This window comes from Streptomyces sp. BK340 (assembly GCF_007827595.1).
Taxonomy (GTDB): Bacteria; Actinomycetota; Actinomycetes; order Streptomycetales; family Streptomycetaceae; genus Streptomyces.
Window position 1 is genome coordinate 137,231 of sequence record NZ_VISR01000023.1, and the last position, 15,242, is coordinate 152,472.

Below are 15,242 nucleotides of genomic sequence, written 5' to 3' on the forward strand. Positions count from 1 at the left end.
CGCGCCGGGGGGCTTGGCAGCCGAGGGCGGTCGCCCCAGAGCCGCCCCACCGGCCCGTTCACCGGAGAAGCTGCTGCCCGAGCGTCTACGCACGCCCCCTGTGTCAGCCCTCAGTCCTTCACCAGTTCGTCGCGCACCGGCATCCAGTCCAGGGCGGACCGGATGCCGTCCTCCAGGGACAGCGAGCGCTTCGGCCCCACGAGGATGGAGTCACAACGCTCGATCGCCGCGGGGTGGGCCGCGCGGGATCCCAGACGTGCACGTAGTTCCGGATGCCCGGGCCGTCGCGTGTCGGGCGGCATACCTGGGCGGCCAGTCGGCCGCCGGGCCTGGCCCGCGACCACCACCTCAGCCGCGGCGCCATCTGTACCCCTGTTGCTGCTGACCTCTTGCCCACCCAGAGGAACAGCTGACAGTTTCTTGCTCTCCGCCACTTGTCACTTCGCGGCAGCTTCGCGAGCCGAGTGCCTCGACTGGTGAGCTGGCGTATGCGGGCGTATCTCCTCCACCCTCGTCATGCGTCACACGACGTCAGGCCGTGGCCTGGCCGTTGACGTGGTACTCCTCGGAGGGCATCGAGTCCCATTCGGTATTCGCGCCGTCGCGCGTCACCATGAACAACGGGCGCGATCGGAGGACCAGCCCGACCAGTTGCCCGCGCATGACGACCCCGGGATCGTCCGGTCCTGCGTAGCCCTCGGGCGTGTAGCGAAAGTGCACGCTCGTTGCCTCGGCATACGCGATTGCGTCGCTCTCCAGCTCCGACAGGTCTCTCCCGACCAGCGGGAGTCCGTCGTGCGCGACCTGGGGACCGTGTACGGCGTCGGCAGCGATGCAGAACAGCCCCACGGCCTGGCTCACATAGGCCGTGACGGCAGGCTGAGAAGGAGTCACCCCGTCACGGTGGACTTCGACCTTCCAAGTCGGCGAGAAGACCGCATGATCCCGTGCACAAGCGCTGACCTTCGCCTGTCCGACTGTCTCGGCGGCCTCGACCACTTCGTCGACAGTCATACCGAACCGGAGCGGTCCGACGCCGACAGCCGGTGAATAGGACCAATCGTCCCGTTCGGCGGCTCCGGTCCTGAACGCCATAGTCGCTCCTCTGGAGACACCTGAGACTTGCCGCCGCCCATCATGCCAATCGCCGACCAGCAGACTGCGGGGTACCACAGAGCTCGCGCGCATCACTCAGTGCAAGCCCCGTCTGGGCTCGGCCGCGAATACGCCGCGGTGCCGGGGTGCCAGGGCCGGCCGGGTCCGCGGTCGGCAGGAGTGGGCACGTGTAGGAGCCGGGCGGGCCGGGGCACCTTGGTGAAGCGGCTGGTGTGACAGGTTCCGGTGACCTCGCCGGATCGCGAGCGGCGCGGCGAGCCGGTTCAGGTCCGGCAGCGCGGGCAGGGGTGGTGCTCGACGTGGTCCGCGGCGCCGGGTCGCGGTCGGCCGCTCTGGCGATGACGTTCAAGCTGATCGAGTCCGCCCAGGAACGCTGGCGCGCGGTCAATGCGCCGCACCTGGTCGCCCTCGTGCGAGCCGGAGCCCGCTTCAAGCGTGGCGTCCTCGTCGAACGGGAGGACGCCAGCGCGGCCTGAGCCGCGTCCCGATCGCGGGATTCGACAGCCGCACGTTCACGCCCGGCTTCACACCGAGGGTGTACCTCGTCCGAGCAGCTTGCTGAGCTCGTGGGCCAGGGCGACCGAGGCGTCGATCTCGACCTTGCGGATGGACACGCTCTCCACGAGGAAGCCGAACGGCATGCCGAGCTTGCGGCAGAAGGCGATCAGGTCCCGGGCGTTCGCCAAGCAGTGCTGGTACGACTCGGCCAGGGTGTCGTCCGCATGGCGCAGGGAGTTCTCCAGCCAGCGCGGGACGTCGACGCCGAGCCATTGGAGGAACGCCAGCGTCTTCACCGAGCCGCACACCGAGAGCGTGAACAGGACGGGCCTCGGTTCGAGGTCCCGCTCGCGGCAGGCGTAGTAGTAGTCGGAGACCATGCTTTTCGCCGCGTCGGCGCTGTAGATGACCTGCGAGATGAAGTACGCGCATCCGGCCACCTGCTTGGCGACGAGCCGCAGATGCTCCTCGGGGCGTTCGGTGATGGCCACGGCACCGAGCAGCAGGTCTGGGCGGACATCGCGGCGCAGGTCCTGCGCCTCGGACAGGCCGGTCCGCACCGCCTTCCCCTTCGAGGACGCGCCGACGAAGACGCCGAGCAGCCGGTCGGCGTCGGCCGTCCGCAGCCAGGTCCGAAGCTCCGTCCGGGAGTACTTGCCGACGCACCGGTAGACGACCACCGGGCGGTTCCACTTGCCGAGATAGTCCGCGTGGTACACGGCAGGGTCGATGGTCGGCAGGTACGGAAACGGCCGCTGCGCCGGATTACGGTCGCTCTCATCGTCGATGTCGTACAGCGCCAGACCGTCGACATCGAGGGACTCCAACCGTGCCAGGGTGGCTGCGGTGATCTCCCGGATCCGCTCGGGAGTGTTGCTCAGGCGGGGCGGCGTGATGCCGAACAACAGGACACCGCTGTCGGCATCGGCCACCCGGCTTCGGAGATCTGTGCCGTCGCTCTGGTTCGCCATGACGCGGAAGTTAGCAGCTCATCCGCCATGCGGCAGGCGAACACCACCCTGTGAGACGGGACTCGGTTCTGAACCAACTGACGTCCGGCCGCGCGGACCAGATCCACAGAATTTGACAATTGCTCACAAGGGAGAGGCATTCACGAGACGGCCAGACCGGAACCGGGCTACCGCCATCCACTGGTCGACTGTTCCCCGAGGCCGTATTCGGTCACGCGGCGAGGGAGAGGTCGAGGCGGGCAAGGTGGCTGACGCGGGTGCAGTCCAGCGAACCGCCAGTCCCGCCGGGCACGGAATAAGCCAGCAGGATCGATGGCAGGCGCAAACCGACACGCGCCGAGGTGGCGTCAGGCGGGCTGCGGGGCGGGCGTTGCCGGAACGGCCGCGACCTTGCGGGTCACGCGCATTATCAGCAGGCCGTTGACCACCATCAGTGTCGCGGTCAGGCCGAGGATGAAAAGGATGAAGGCGGCGGCCAGGAGGGTGTTGATCTTCTTCAGCGACATTGCTCTTCTCCCTGCGAGTCTTCGCCGGCTCGGTGAGCTTCGTGGAGCCGGCTGAGTCGAGTGGGGACTGATCAGACGAGGGCGGCGACCAGCAGGGCGAAGGCGGCGATGATGACGGCGACGCGGACGTAGTGGTAGCGGTCCCAGCGGTTCATCTGCTCCTTCCAGTCGTCGGGTCGGTTGTCGGGGGTCCAGTTCTTGTTCCGGTTGTTGATCGGGACGAGCAGCAGGATCGACATGATCACGCTGACGACCAGCAGCGCGGCGGCGGTGACGACGAGGCCGGTGCCGTGGTGGTGCCGTCCGGCGACGGCCCAGATGCCGGCGAGGACGAGTGAGCCGACGTACCAGAACGGCATCACGGCGCCGAGCATCCGGCCCCCGTGGGCGTGGGCCAGCTGGTTGCTGTCCTCCGGGAGGGCGTTGAAGATCGGGTTCATGACGAAGGCGACGGAGAACTCCACTCCCACCATCAGGCCGACGACCACGGTGGTGATGACCTCGAGTGCGCTGAGCATGTTGCCCCTCCAGAAATCTAGCGCTGCTAGCTGATATGGGCAACGCTAGTACTACTGCCGCTTGCATGTCTAGCGATGCTAGGATTCCAGTTATGTCGGTACATGAACGCAAGGCACGCGAACGGGCGGTCCGTGAGCGCCTCATCGTGGCCACGGCCCGTGAACTCGCCGAGCAGCAGGGCTGGGACGCGGTCACCACGCGCCGGCTGGCGGAGCGCATCGAGTACAGCCAGCCCGTCCTCTACAGCCACTTCCGCGGCAAGCGGGAGATCATCGGCGCCGTCGCCCTGGAGGGCGCGGCCGAGATGGCCGCGGCGGTGCGGGCCGCGACCTCCGCCGCGGACAACCCGCGCGCCCGGGTCGTCGCCCTCGCGCGCGCCTATCTCGATTTCGCCGCGCGCAACTCGGCGGTCTACGACGCCTTGTTCCAGCTCGACGGCGGCCTGGTGTACGCGCAGGAGGACACCCCGGAGCCGCTGAAGGACGCCTTCGCCGCGTTGATGGAGAGCCTCGGCGAGGTTGCCGGGGAAGGCGTCGACCCGGGACTGTTCACCGAGGTGTTCTGGGCGTGCTTGCACGGCATCGCGACCCTGACCCGGGCGGGACGGCTGCCGCCGGAGTACGCCGAGCAGAGGGTGCAACTCCTCGTGGACCGACTCGCTGTGCTCTGACACACCATCCCGCCGGACACCCGGCCGGGGACCCCGGACCCCGCCGCAGCCTGCCTACGGCAACGCTTCGCGGCACTCGCATCCGCACGGCGCAGCCGCAGCTCGCCGGGCCCCGCACCCCACGGGCACCGGCCCCGCAAGCCGCGATGTACACCATCTGCCGCGCAGGCATTACACCTGGACGCTGGACGTGCTCGACGGCCAGATCCAGACCATCCGGTCCGTGGTCAACCCCGACAAGCTCGGGCGCATGGGTCCGGTGGCGGACGCCTGGGCGATCGCCCGCGAGGCGAACCGGGCCCGCCGGTCCGCGGACCGACCCGGATGCCGACGGACTCGCCAGCGCCCGGCCCGGTGACGGCGAGTCCCGGCCGGGTGAAGTCGAGTCCCGGCCGCGTGACGGCGAGTTCCGGCTGTACCTCGGCGAGGTCATGAGCTCCCGCACCGCCCTCGACCGCCACACGCCGCGTCGGGGTCGGACCGGCCGGGGCCAGCCAGTATCCGCCGGGGCCCGGAAATCCGACATCGGGGGCCGAACCTCGGCGGATTTCCGACGAGCGCAGCAGACGGGAAACCGGGGACGGCCGAGGGAATGGCCGAGGCGACGGTCGAGAGAGGCCCGGGGAAGGCCGGGGAGGGCCGAGTAAGCGTCTGGTAAGGCACCGTGAGAAAGCCGTGGCGTACGGAACCCGCCATGTCCGGGCCCCCTCTGGAGGAGTGACGCCGTACGGTGCCCGGGTCCTCGGCCGTCCCGCCGGAGGCGGGCGGAGGGGAAGGACGGAAGTTGCGGAACCGGGAGACGGCGGGAGCCGTATCCAGGGACGGAGCGCGCATCGGCCGGATCGGGCGCTCCCCGGTGCGGTGGCACAACGCGCTGCTGGCCCTGTGGACGGCCGTCTGGTTCGTCGTGGCCGAGCGCCATGGGGCCGTGTCCTGGCACTATCTGAGAACCGGTCAGCAACTGCTGTTCCGTCAGATCCCGGGCGGTGGCCTCGCGCTGTACGCCAACCACCCCGAGCTGCAGATCGGCCCGGTCAGCTTCCTGGTCGCCGCGCTGTTCGAACCGTTCCCGATCGAGGTGGGCGAGAAGCTCGCCGATGCCTTCATGTCGGGCCTGGGCCTGTACATCCTGGTACTGGTCGGCCGTGCCGCCGCCGACCACTACCGCGGCTCCGGGCTCAACCACAAGCGCCTCCAGCAGCGGGTACTGGTCGCCGGGGCGGCCTTCATCCCGATGTGGGTCGAGGTCTCGGTGCGTTTCGCGCATCTCGACGACGTCCTGGCACTGTTCTTCACCACGCTGGCCGTACGGGCGCTGGTCCGCGGCAACACGACCTGGGTCGGTGTCCTGCTGGCGCTGGCGGTCGACTCCAAACCCTGGGCGGTCGGCTTCCTGCCCCTCCTCCTGGCGCTGCCGCGCCCCGCGCGGCCGCGCTCCGCCGCCTGGGCGGTCGGTCTGGTGGCCGTGGCCTGGCTGCCCTTCTACCTCACCCACATGGAGACCCTGGCCGCGGCCCGCTTCGCCATTCCCAACCAGCCGGCGTCGTCCTTGCGCTGGTTCGGCGTGCACGCTGCCGCCACCCCTTGGTGGGACCGCCCCGCCCAGATGGCCCTGGGTATCGCCCTGGGCGCGCTGGCCGTCCGCCGGCACCGCTGGACGGCGGTCGTGATGCTCGCCGCCGACGCCCGGATCGTCCTGGACCCGAGCGTGTACACGTACTACAACGCCTCGGTCCTCCTCGGCACCCTGATCTGGGACTCGATCGGCCAGCGCCGTCTGGTCCCCTGGGTCAGCTGGGTCGCCCTCATCTCCCTGTACGGCAGCGCCCTGCTGGTCCCCTCCGACTCGGCACGGGGCTTCATCCGCCTCGCCTTCGCGGTCGGCTCCGCCGCGTACGTCCTGTGGTGGCCCCAGCGCTCACCCCGGGGCGGACGCAGCGGCCGGCGGGCACAGAGCCGACCGCCGCGTCCGTCGGAGGCGGACGCCGTGGAAGTGCCGCACCGGAGAGCCGAAACACCCCGCATGGAGACAACTTAGGGTGATGTTGCGATTACTCTTTGCGCCGTGAGGGTCTGCCCGGATCACCCCAGCAGCCGCTCGGCGTTGCGCGCCGTGGCGGCCGTCGCGATGCTCCTGACCGCCCTGATGCACCTGCTGGCCTGCACCCACGGACCCGCGTCGCCGGCCTCGGCGCGGTCGGACACCGTCCCGGCCGTCCGCGCGGCCCTCGCTCAGGCCGGCGCCCCCGCGGCGGATCCCGGCTTGCGGCCGTCGGACCCGGACCACGACCACGAATCACACTGCTGCGGCGGAGACGAACCGACGATCCAGGCACCGCGGGACGCGGCCCGGGCCCTGCAGACGCTCCACGAGGCGCCGCCGCTCACGACGGCCGTCTCCCGCCCGGCGTGCCCGGTGCCGTCCACGCAGCCTCCGGCCACCGGGACGGCCGACTTCTCCCTGGGACCCTCACCGGCTCGCCTGGGCGTGTGGCGGACCTGATCGCCCCTCGGCCACGCCCGACTCCCCCGCTGGTGCGGGCGTGGCCGCCGATCACCGTCCTCCCCCTACCCACGGCCGGTGGCCGCACGCGGCCCGGCCGCAGGAGAAGCACGCCATGAACGACCCCACCAGCAGTCTCCCCGGACTCGTCGGGGACACCCCGGTCCTGTGGATCGGCGAGCCCTTCACCGCCGCCGGACGCGGTTTCTGGGCCAAGCTCGAAGGACACAACCCCGGCGGCATCAAGGACCGCGCCGCCCTGTACATGGTGCACGCGGCCCGCGGACGCGGAGAACTGCGGCCCGGCGCACGGATCGTGGAGTCCACCTCCGGCACCCTCGGCCTCGGCCTGGCCCTGGCCGGCGCCACCTTCGGACATCCCGTCACGGTGGTCACGGACACCGGCACGGAGCCCCTGATGACCGGCCTCCTCACCGCCCACGGGGCCGAGGTCGAGGTGGTCGGGGCCCCGCATCCCACCGGCGGCTGGCAGCAGGCCCGGCGGGACCGTGTCGCCGAACTGCTGGCCGCGCACCCCGGCGCGTGGTGCCCGGACCAGTACAACAACCCCGACAACGTCGCCGCCTACGCCTCGATCGCCCGTGAACTGGCCGACCGGCTGGGCCGTGTCGACGTCCTCGTGGTCTCCGTCGGCACCGGCGGGCACTCGGCCGGCATCGCCTCCGTGCTGCGCCGTCACTCCCCCGGGCTGCGTGTCGTCGGCGTCGACGCGACCGGCTCGACGATCTTCGGGCAGCCCGCAGCGCCACGCCTGATGCGCGGCCTGGGCAGCAGCATCCATCCGCGCAACGTCGCCTACGGCCTCTTCGACGAGGTCCACTGGGTCGCCGCCCCGGAAGCGGTGTGGGCCGCCCGCCGACTGGCCCGCGACCACTACGCGACCGGCGGCTGGAGCGTCGGCGCCGTCGCCCTCGTCGCACGCTGGCTGGCCCGCGCCCGGCCGGCCGGCGAGCGCATCGTCGCCGTCTTCCCCGACGGCCCGCAGCGCTACGTCGGCACGGTCTACGACGACGCCTACTGCCATGCGCACGACCTGATCGGCCGTCCTCCCGCCGACGATCCCGAGGAGATCGCCCATCCCGGCGTACGGGCCGTCACCCGCTGGACCCGCTGCACCCGGGTGGTCGACCCGCTCGCCACCGGCGACGCCCCGCGACCGGCCGGCGTCACCCGATGAGGCAGCTGTGGCGGCAGACCCGCTCCTTCCCGCCCGCCGTAAGGCTGCTGATGGCCAACCAGTTCGGCATCAACCTCGCCTTCTACATGCTCATGCCCTACCTGGCCGCCCATCTCTCCGGCCGACTGGGCCTGGCCGCCTGGGCGGTCGGTCTGGTGCTCGGCGTGCGCAACTTCTCCCAGCAGGGCATGTTCCTGATCGGCGGCACCCTCGCCGACCGCTTCGGCTACAAGGCGCCGATCATGACCGGGTGTCTCCTGCGCACCCTGGGCTTCGGCCTGCTCGGCTGGGTCGACAGCCTGCCCGCCCTGGTCGCCGCCTCCGCGGCCACGGGCTTCGCCGGCGCCCTGTTCAATCCGGCGGTGCGTGCCTGTCTCGCCGTCGAGGCGGGTGAGCGCCGCGTCGACGCCTTCGCGACGTTCAACGTCTACTACCAGGCGGGCATGCTGCTCGGGCCGGTGGTCGGACTCGCGCTGCTGGCCGCCGACTTCAGCCTGGTGTGCGCGGTGGCCGCGGCCGTGTTCTGCGCACTCACCCTGCTGCAGGGGCGGGCCCTGCCCGCCCGCCGCGTCGAGCCGGGCGCCGCCGGGCGGGACCACGTGCTCGCGCAGTGGCGCACGGTCGTCGCCAACCGGCCGTTCCTGCTCTTCGCCACGGCGATGATCGGCTCGAACGTGCTGACCTTCCAGATCTACCTGGCCCTTCCGCTGACCGCGGCCCACGCTCTCGGCTCGCACGGCACGACGCTGACCAGCGGTCTCTTCGTGGTCTCGGCCGCGGTGGCCGTCGTGGGACAGCTGCGTCTGACCGGCTGGGCGAAGGAGCGGTGGGAGCCCGCCGAGGCGCTGGTGCGGGGGCTGGTCGCCATGGGACTGGCCTTCCTCCCGCTGGCGCTCACCCCGCACGGCTCGTCGGTCGGGGTGCCCGCCGCGCTGTTCGTGGCCGTGGTGCTGCTCTCGGCGGGAGCGGCGGTGACGTATCCGTTCGAGATGGACACGGTCGTCGCCCTGTCCGGAGGCCGTCTGGTCGCCACGCACTACGGCCTCTACAGCACCGTCTCCGGTCTGGGCATCACCGTCGGCAACCTCGTCACGGGCACACTGCTGGACTTCGCCGCACGGCACGACGCGTTCTGGCTCACCTGGGCGGCCCTGACCGGCACCGGACTGGCCTGTGCCGCCGCCGTCAGCGGCCTCGCCCGCGCCGGACACCTGGCGCGACGCCTGCCGCGGCCTCTGCCGGCACAGCATGCGTGACACCACACCCCGATGCAGACTCGACCAAGACAGGCCGCCGCCACGAAAGGTGCGCACATGCAAGCGATCGGCCACGCGCTGGCCATTGCCGGCTCGATGACCTGGGCGATCACCTGGGCACTGATCCTGGGGTTCGCCCTGTCGGCCGTGGTCCAGGCGGTGGTGCGCCGGGCGACGATCGTACGGCTGCTCGGGGACGACCGGCCCCGTACGCTCACCCGGGCGGCGGGGCTCGGCGTGGCCTCGTCCTCCTGTTCGTACGCGGCTGTCGCGCTGGCCCGCTCGCTGTTCAGCAAGGGCGCGAACTTCACCGCGGCGATGGCGTTCGAGATCGCCTCGACCAACCTGGTGGTGGAACTGGGCGTGATCCTGGCGCTGCTGATGGGCTGGCAGTTCACCGCCGCGGAGTTCGTCGGGGGGCCGGTGATGATCGTCGTGCTCGCCGTCCTCTTCCGTGTCCTGCTGCGCGAGCGCCTGCTCCGCGAGGCACGTGAGCAGGCTGCCCGCGGGCTGGCGGGGTCCATGGAGGGGCATGCGGCGATGGACATGTCCGTGCAGGGCGAGGGCGGCTTCGCCCGGCGGCTGTTCTCCCGCGAGGGGTTCACCTCCGTGTCGCACATCTTCGTCATGGAGTGGGCGGCGATCCTGCGGGACCTGGTGGCGGGTCTGCTCATCGCCGGGGCGATCGCCGCGTGGGTGCCGGACGAGTTCTGGCGCACGTTCTTCGTCGCGGACGACCCGGCCGTGGCGAAGGCGATCGGGCCGCTCATCGGCCCGGTGGTGGCGATCGCGGCGTTCGTCTGCTCGATCGGGAACGTGCCGCTGGCCGTCGTGCTGTGGAAGGGCGGCATCAGCTTCGGCGGCGTGATCGCCTTCATCTTCGCGGACCTGGTGATCCTGCCCATCCTGAACATCTACCGGAAGTACTACGGGGCACGGACGGCGGTCTTCCTCCTCGCCACGTTCTATGTGGCGATGGCGGTCGCCGGTTACGTCGTGGAGTTCGTCTTCGGCGGGCTCGGCCTGATCCCCGACCAGGCCGATGCGCAACTCCCCGCGAAAGGCGTCAGCTGGGACTACACGACCTGGTTGAACATCGCGTTCCTGCTGCTCGCCGCGGTCTTCGTCGTCCGTTTCCTGCGTACCGGCGGCCCCGCGATGCTCCGGATGATGGGCGGCTCACCGGAGCACGCGGAAGCCGCGTGACCTGTGCGGGGGATGCGTGTTCAGCCGGCGGCGGGCCCGAACCACTCGGGGAGCCGGCCGAGCAGTTCCTGCTGGTCCTCGCCCGCCCACGCCACGTGGCCGTCCGGTCGCAGCAGCACCGCCGGCACGTCCAGTTCCTCACTGACGTCCACGACGTGGTCGACCCGGTCCGCCCAGCCCGCCACCGAGAGCCGGCCGGTCTGGTCGAGCAGCAGACCGCGGCCGTCGCGCATCAGCTCGTAGAGGCGCCCCCGCTTCAGCCCCACGTCCCGCATCCGCCGGCCGAGCAGTTCATGCCCCTCGCCGAAGTCGTAACAGACCTCGACCGCAGTGATGAGCCCGGTCACGTACCGGTTCACCTCCTCGAAGTCCATCAGCTTCGAGAACAGCTGCCGTAGCGCGGCCGCACCCGGATCGGTCCCCAACAGGGTGATCTGCGCACGGGTGTTGCCCAGCACGGCGGCGCCCACCGGGTGCCGTTCGGCGTGGTAGCTGTCCAGCAGCCCCGCCGGCGCCCAGCCGTCGACCGCGGCGGCCAGTTTCCAGCCGAGGTTGAACGCGTCCTGGATGCCGAGGTTGAGGCCCTGCCCGCCGGTCGGCGGGTGGATGTGCGCCGCGTCGCCGGCCAGCAGCACCCGGCCGACCCGGTAGCGCTCGGCCTGCCGGGTGGCATCGCCGAACCGGGACAGCCAGCGCGGCGAGTGCACACCGAAGTCGGTGCCCGCGAAGGCACGCAGCTGCTGCCTGAACTCCTCGAGCGTCGGCGCGGTCGCACGGTCCTCGGCCACGCCGTCGGCCGGCACGACGACGCGGTACACCCGGTCCCCGCTGGGGCTGAGACCGAATCGCAGCTGAGTCCTGCGGACCTCCTCGACCACGGCCGCGATAGTCGCCGGGTCCTCGGTCACCTCCATCTCACCCAGCAGCGTCTCGACCTTGGCGGGCTCGCCCGGGAATCCGACGCCGAGCCGCTTGCGCACCGTGCTGCGGCCGCCGTCGCACCCGACGAGGTAGCGCGAGCGCAGCTGCGTACCGTCCGCCAGCTCGACGGCCACCCCGTCCCCGTCCTGGCTCAGCCCGACCACTTCGCAGCCGCGCCGGATCTCGGTGCCGAGTTCGAGGGCACGCTCCTCGAGGATCCGCTCCGTGACCGGCTGCGGGGTGGCCACGCCGTACGGGTGAGCCGTGTCCAACCGGTCCGGCCACGGCTTGGCGATGCCGCCGAAGAGGCCGCCGACCTGGAACTTCTCGCTGACCGCCAGGAACCGGTCCAGCAGGCCGCGCTGGTCCATCATCTCGACGCTGCGCGCGTGCAGGCCCTGCCCGCGGGACTGCTCGGTCGGCTCGGTCAGCTTCTCCAGCACGACCACGTGCACGCCGTGCAGCCGCAGCTCGCCGGCCAGCATCAAGCCGGTCGGTCCTCCGCCGACGACGATCACGTCGATCATCACTGCCCCCATGTATTTCCGCAGGTTGTGGCTTCGGCCGGTGATTCTGCGGCACGACGGGGGCCTTGCCGCAAGCCCCCCGGTGCGCTATACGTTGAGAGTGGCAAGGAGTGGTCGAGCCCCCTTGCCTTTCTTCATGCCGTCGCCTTTCTTCATGTCTTCCGGTCTTTTCCGTCCGGCCCTTTTCCTCTCGGGTACCCCCACCAGGTATTGTCGTAGCGCCGACCACGTCCCGGTGGTCCGCGACGGCTGGAGGGAGGACAGGTCATCATGGGCGGCGCACGCACCCGCAGGCCGGGCATCACCCGGCTGCTGACGTCGTGCGCGATCCTGCTCGGCCTGTTCCTCATGCACGGCTCCCCCGCCGCGGCCGTCGACGGCTGTCACGGTCGGACGGGTCCGGCCGTCCTCATGCACGGCGGCCACGAGTCCGCGACGGCATCGGCGGAGCCCGTACGGACCCGGTCCGGCACACTGCGGGCCCCGGAGGACATGACCGCGCACGGGAAGCTGTGCGTCGCCACCCCCGCCGAGCAGCGCATCCCGCTGCCCGTGGTGCCGTTCACCGCCCTCTTCGCACTCGCCGCACTGGCGGCCTGGGCCGTGCACCGCGCATGGCGTCCCGGCGGGACCGGGCGGCGCGGGCCACCGGGCGGACGTGGCCTCCTCCTTCAGATGTGCGTCGCGCGGACGTGACAGGACCGCGCCGGACCAGTCCCTTTCCGGGCTGCCCGGCCGCAGCGTCCTGATCGCCCCGCGCGCCACCCGGCGTGGTGCGCCACCCGGAAAGACACCCCAGCGATGTTCGCTTCCACCCGTTCCACCGTCCGTCGCCGGCGTGCCCTCGCGGCCGCCGGCACCGCAGCCGCCCTCGCCCTGACGCTGGCCGCCTGCGGGTCCTCCGACGACTCCGCCATGCCCGGCATGCACCACAGCGCCAAGCCGTCCGCGACCTCCGCGGCCGGAGCCGGCACCTCGATGAACGGCATGCCCGGCATGGAGCACGGGACCGCCGGCAACGGCCTGGCCGACGCCGCGGACGGTTACCGCCTCACCAGCTCCGACACCACCCTGACCGCCGGGAAGCAGACCCCGTACCGCTTCGCGGTCACCGGCCCGGACGGCAAGCCGGTGACCGGCTTCGCCCGCGACCAGACCAAGCGGATGCACTTCTACGCCATCCGCTCCGACCTGACCGGGTTCCAGCACATCCACCCGACGATGGCCCCGGACGGCACCTGGACGGCCGGCCTCTCCTCCCTCACGTCCGGCTCATGGCGCATGTTCGCCTCCTTCACGCCGGACAGCGGGAGCGGCAAGGGCAAGGACTTCGTGCTGAGCCGGACGGCGAAGGTCCCGGGCCCGGCCACCCGGACCCGGCTGCCCGCCGCGACCGACAGCACGACGGCCGACGGATACAGGGTCACCGTGGCAGGCGAGCCCATGGCCGGCATGGCGCACCCGCTGACCGTACGGATCACCAAGGACGGCAAGCCCGTCACCGACCTCCAGCCCTACCTGGACACCTACGCCCACCTGACCGCCTTCCACGAGGGCGACGCCGCGTTCGCCCACCTCCACCCCACCACGAAGGTCGACGGCGACCACGGTGGCCCGACCCTGTCCTTCCACGCCGAACTGCCCACCGCGGGCAACTGGCGGCTCTTCCTGCAGTTCCGGACCGGGGGCAAGCTCCACACGGCCGCCCTCACACTGCGCGTGGGCTGACCCCTCGGCACGTCGCCCGCCGACGCCTCCCTCGGGGGTGCCGGCGGGCCGGCCTTCGCCTGTGCGGCGCGGTCGCGGACCGTCAACTGCCAACGGTTGGACCACATTTCAGCAATGTATGCCCCATATCGCATCGCTATGCCGGTGCTTGGGTAAGACTGGGCGGCGGAGTGGGGGCGGGTCGACCACCAGGGGGATGCGTGACACAGTCGCTTCCGGAACAGCACCACACCCATGCCCAGACGTCGGCGGGGAGGGCGGCGACACCGGTCGTCGTGGTCGGCGCCGGGCCGTACGGACTCTCGGTCGCCGCGCACCTGCGGGCCGTCGGCGTACCCGTGCGCGTCTTCGGCGACGTGATGGGCAGTTGGCGCCACGCGATGGCGACCGGCATGTTCCTGAAATCCACACCGGCGGCCACGGACCTGTCCGCGCCCGGGCCCGGAGGGCGGCTCGCGGACTTCCGGCGGCTGCACGGCGAGCCGGAGCTGACCGAGCTGACGCCCATCCCGTGCGAGGTGTTCGTACGCTACGGGCAGTGGTTCCAGAAGCGGTACGTCGGTGACGTCGATCCCGCGCGCGTGGTGGCCGTCGACAAGGCGGCGACCGGGTTCGGCGTTCGGCTGGACGACGGCCGCGAACTCGCCGCCGCGGCCGTCGTCGTGGCCACCGGTCTGAACGGGCTCGCCCACGTCCCGGACGAGTTGCGGCGCCTGGCTCCCGAAGGCCCCGGCATCGGAGCCCTGGTGTCGCACACCAGCCACCACACCGACCTGTCGCGGTACGCCGGTCAGCGCGTCGCCGTCGTCGGCGGCGGCCAGTCCGCGCTGGAGAGCGCCGCGCTGCTGCACGAGGCAGGTGCGGAGGTGCAGGTGTTGGTCCGGGAGCAGCGCGTGCTGTGGGGCATGACACCGGATCTGGGCCGGCCCTGGACCCAGCGAGTGGCCAAGCCCGCCTCGCCACTGGGCACGGGCTGGGTCCTGGCCGCGGTCTGCAAGGCTCCGGGCGGGGTGCGGTTGCTCCCTTCGCAGGCGCGGCTGCTGTTGTTCCGGCGTGCGCTGGGCCCGTCGGGGGGCTGGTGGCTGCGGGACAGGGTCGAGGGTGTCGTGCCGGTGCGCACGTCGTGCCGCGTCACTCGCGCCACGGCGGCCGGCTCCGCCGCGCATCTGGAACTCGCGGAGCCGGACGGCCGGGCCGTCACGCTCGCCGTCGACCACGTACTCGCAGCCACCGGCTATCGCCTCGACCTGGACGTCATACCCTTCCTGTCACCCGCCGTACGCGGCGCGGTGGCGTGCGTGCCCGGCTCGAAGGCCCCCGCCCTGACCGGGACGTTCGAATCCTCGGTGCCCGGCCTGTACTTCACCGGATCGCTCGCCGCCCCGATGTTCGGTCCGATGATGCGCTTCGTGGCCGGCACGGAGTTCGCGGCCACCCGCATCGCCCGGCACGCCGCACGGCTGACGACGACACGCTGAAGCACGACCGGTCGGGTCGGGCACCCGGTGTCTCATCCGCTTGCCGCGCTCGCTCGGAGTGTGGCAGTGTTCGGGGAGTTGATCTGCATTCACTCATGCACGACGAAGGACTGAAGCCATTGATCGCGGCGTCCCCCAGCGGCCG

General features: G+C 71.3%; 14 protein-coding genes and 1 pseudogene. 10 read left to right on the plus strand and 5 right to left on the minus strand.

Annotated elements, in window-relative coordinates; genetic code table 11:
* Positions 1–531: 531 nt before the first annotated feature.
* Positions 532–1,095 (minus strand): hypothetical protein, encoded by a 564-nt coding sequence (locus tag FB157_RS32725; RefSeq protein WP_145884285.1) that lies wholly within the window; start codon positions 1,093–1,095, stop codon positions 532–534.
* Positions 1,096–1,415: 320 nt separating this feature from the next.
* Between FB157_RS32725 and FB157_RS32735 the strand changes: the two are divergent.
* Positions 1,416–1,592, plus strand: a pseudogene (locus FB157_RS32735) (IS256 family transposase); the annotation flags it as partial.
* A gap of 48 nt (positions 1,593–1,640) precedes the next feature.
* Here the strand turns inward: FB157_RS32735 and FB157_RS32740 are convergent.
* From FB157_RS32740 to FB157_RS32745, 3 genes are all read right to left on the minus strand, one after another.
* The gene (locus tag FB157_RS32740; protein WP_145884286.1) at positions 1,641–2,585 is read right to left on the minus strand and encodes a methylenetetrahydrofolate reductase; all 945 of its coding nucleotides are present in this window, start codon (positions 2,583–2,585) and stop codon (positions 1,641–1,643) included.
* 347 nt (positions 2,586–2,932) lie between these two features.
* Complete coding sequence (locus tag FB157_RS47625; protein WP_186581791.1) at positions 2,933–3,091, minus strand: hypothetical protein; 159 nt, start codon at positions 3,089–3,091, stop codon at positions 2,933–2,935.
* Positions 3,092–3,162: 71 nt separating this feature from the next.
* The gene (locus tag FB157_RS32745; protein ID WP_145884287.1) at positions 3,163–3,609 is read right to left on the minus strand and encodes a DUF1772 domain-containing protein; all 447 of its coding nucleotides are present in this window, start codon (positions 3,607–3,609) and stop codon (positions 3,163–3,165) included.
* A gap of 92 nt (positions 3,610–3,701) precedes the next feature.
* On the opposite strand from FB157_RS32745, the gene FB157_RS32750 reads away from it, so the two are divergent.
* The 6 genes from FB157_RS32750 (at position 3,702) to FB157_RS32780 (ending at position 10,443) form a co-directional block, all read left to right on the plus strand.
* Entirely contained in the window at positions 3,702–4,280 is a 579-nt protein-coding gene (locus FB157_RS32750) for a TetR/AcrR family transcriptional regulator (protein WP_145884288.1), read from the plus strand.
* 784 nt (positions 4,281–5,064) lie between these two features.
* Complete coding sequence (locus FB157_RS32760; RefSeq protein WP_261386685.1) at positions 5,065–6,318, plus strand: hypothetical protein; 1,254 nt, start codon at positions 5,065–5,067, stop codon at positions 6,316–6,318.
* Positions 6,319–6,345: 27 nt separating this feature from the next.
* On the plus strand, positions 6,346–6,783 hold the full coding sequence (locus FB157_RS32765; protein WP_145884289.1) for a hypothetical protein: 438 nt from the start codon (positions 6,346–6,348) through the stop codon (positions 6,781–6,783).
* 115 nt (positions 6,784–6,898) lie between these two features.
* On the plus strand, positions 6,899–7,981 hold the full coding sequence (locus tag FB157_RS32770) for a PLP-dependent cysteine synthase family protein (RefSeq protein WP_145884290.1): 1,083 nt from the start codon (positions 6,899–6,901) through the stop codon (positions 7,979–7,981).
* Positions 7,978–9,237: an MFS transporter gene (locus tag FB157_RS32775; RefSeq protein WP_145884291.1), complete on the plus strand. Its 1,260-nt coding sequence runs from the start codon at positions 7,978–7,980 to the stop codon at positions 9,235–9,237. Before FB157_RS32770 ends, FB157_RS32775 begins: the two co-directional genes overlap by 4 nt.
* Positions 9,238–9,294: 57 nt before the next feature.
* On the plus strand, positions 9,295–10,443 hold the full coding sequence (locus tag FB157_RS32780) for a permease (protein ID WP_145884292.1): 1,149 nt from the start codon (positions 9,295–9,297) through the stop codon (positions 10,441–10,443).
* Positions 10,444–10,463: 20 nt separating this feature from the next.
* Here FB157_RS32780 and rox read toward each other — a convergent pair whose 3' ends face one another.
* A complete protein-coding gene (gene rox, locus FB157_RS32785; protein ID WP_145884293.1) occupies positions 10,464–11,891 on the minus strand; it encodes a rifampin monooxygenase in 1,428 nt (475 codons plus the stop codon).
* Between the two features lie 270 nt (positions 11,892–12,161).
* Here rox and FB157_RS32790 point away from each other — a divergent pair, with 270 nt between their 5' ends.
* From FB157_RS32790 to FB157_RS32800, 3 genes are all read left to right on the plus strand, one after another.
* A complete protein-coding gene (locus FB157_RS32790; RefSeq protein WP_145884294.1) occupies positions 12,162–12,587 on the plus strand; it encodes a hypothetical protein in 426 nt (141 codons plus the stop codon).
* Between the two features lie 105 nt (positions 12,588–12,692).
* Positions 12,693–13,619 carry a hypothetical protein gene (locus tag FB157_RS32795; protein WP_145884295.1) on the plus strand — a complete coding sequence of 309 codons (927 nt, stop codon included), beginning with the start codon at positions 12,693–12,695 and terminating at the stop codon, positions 13,617–13,619.
* Positions 13,620–13,819: 200 nt separating this feature from the next.
* On the plus strand, positions 13,820–15,097 hold the full coding sequence (locus FB157_RS32800; protein ID WP_261386686.1) for an FAD-dependent oxidoreductase: 1,278 nt from the start codon (positions 13,820–13,822) through the stop codon (positions 15,095–15,097).
* Positions 15,098–15,242: the final 145 nt, after the last annotated feature.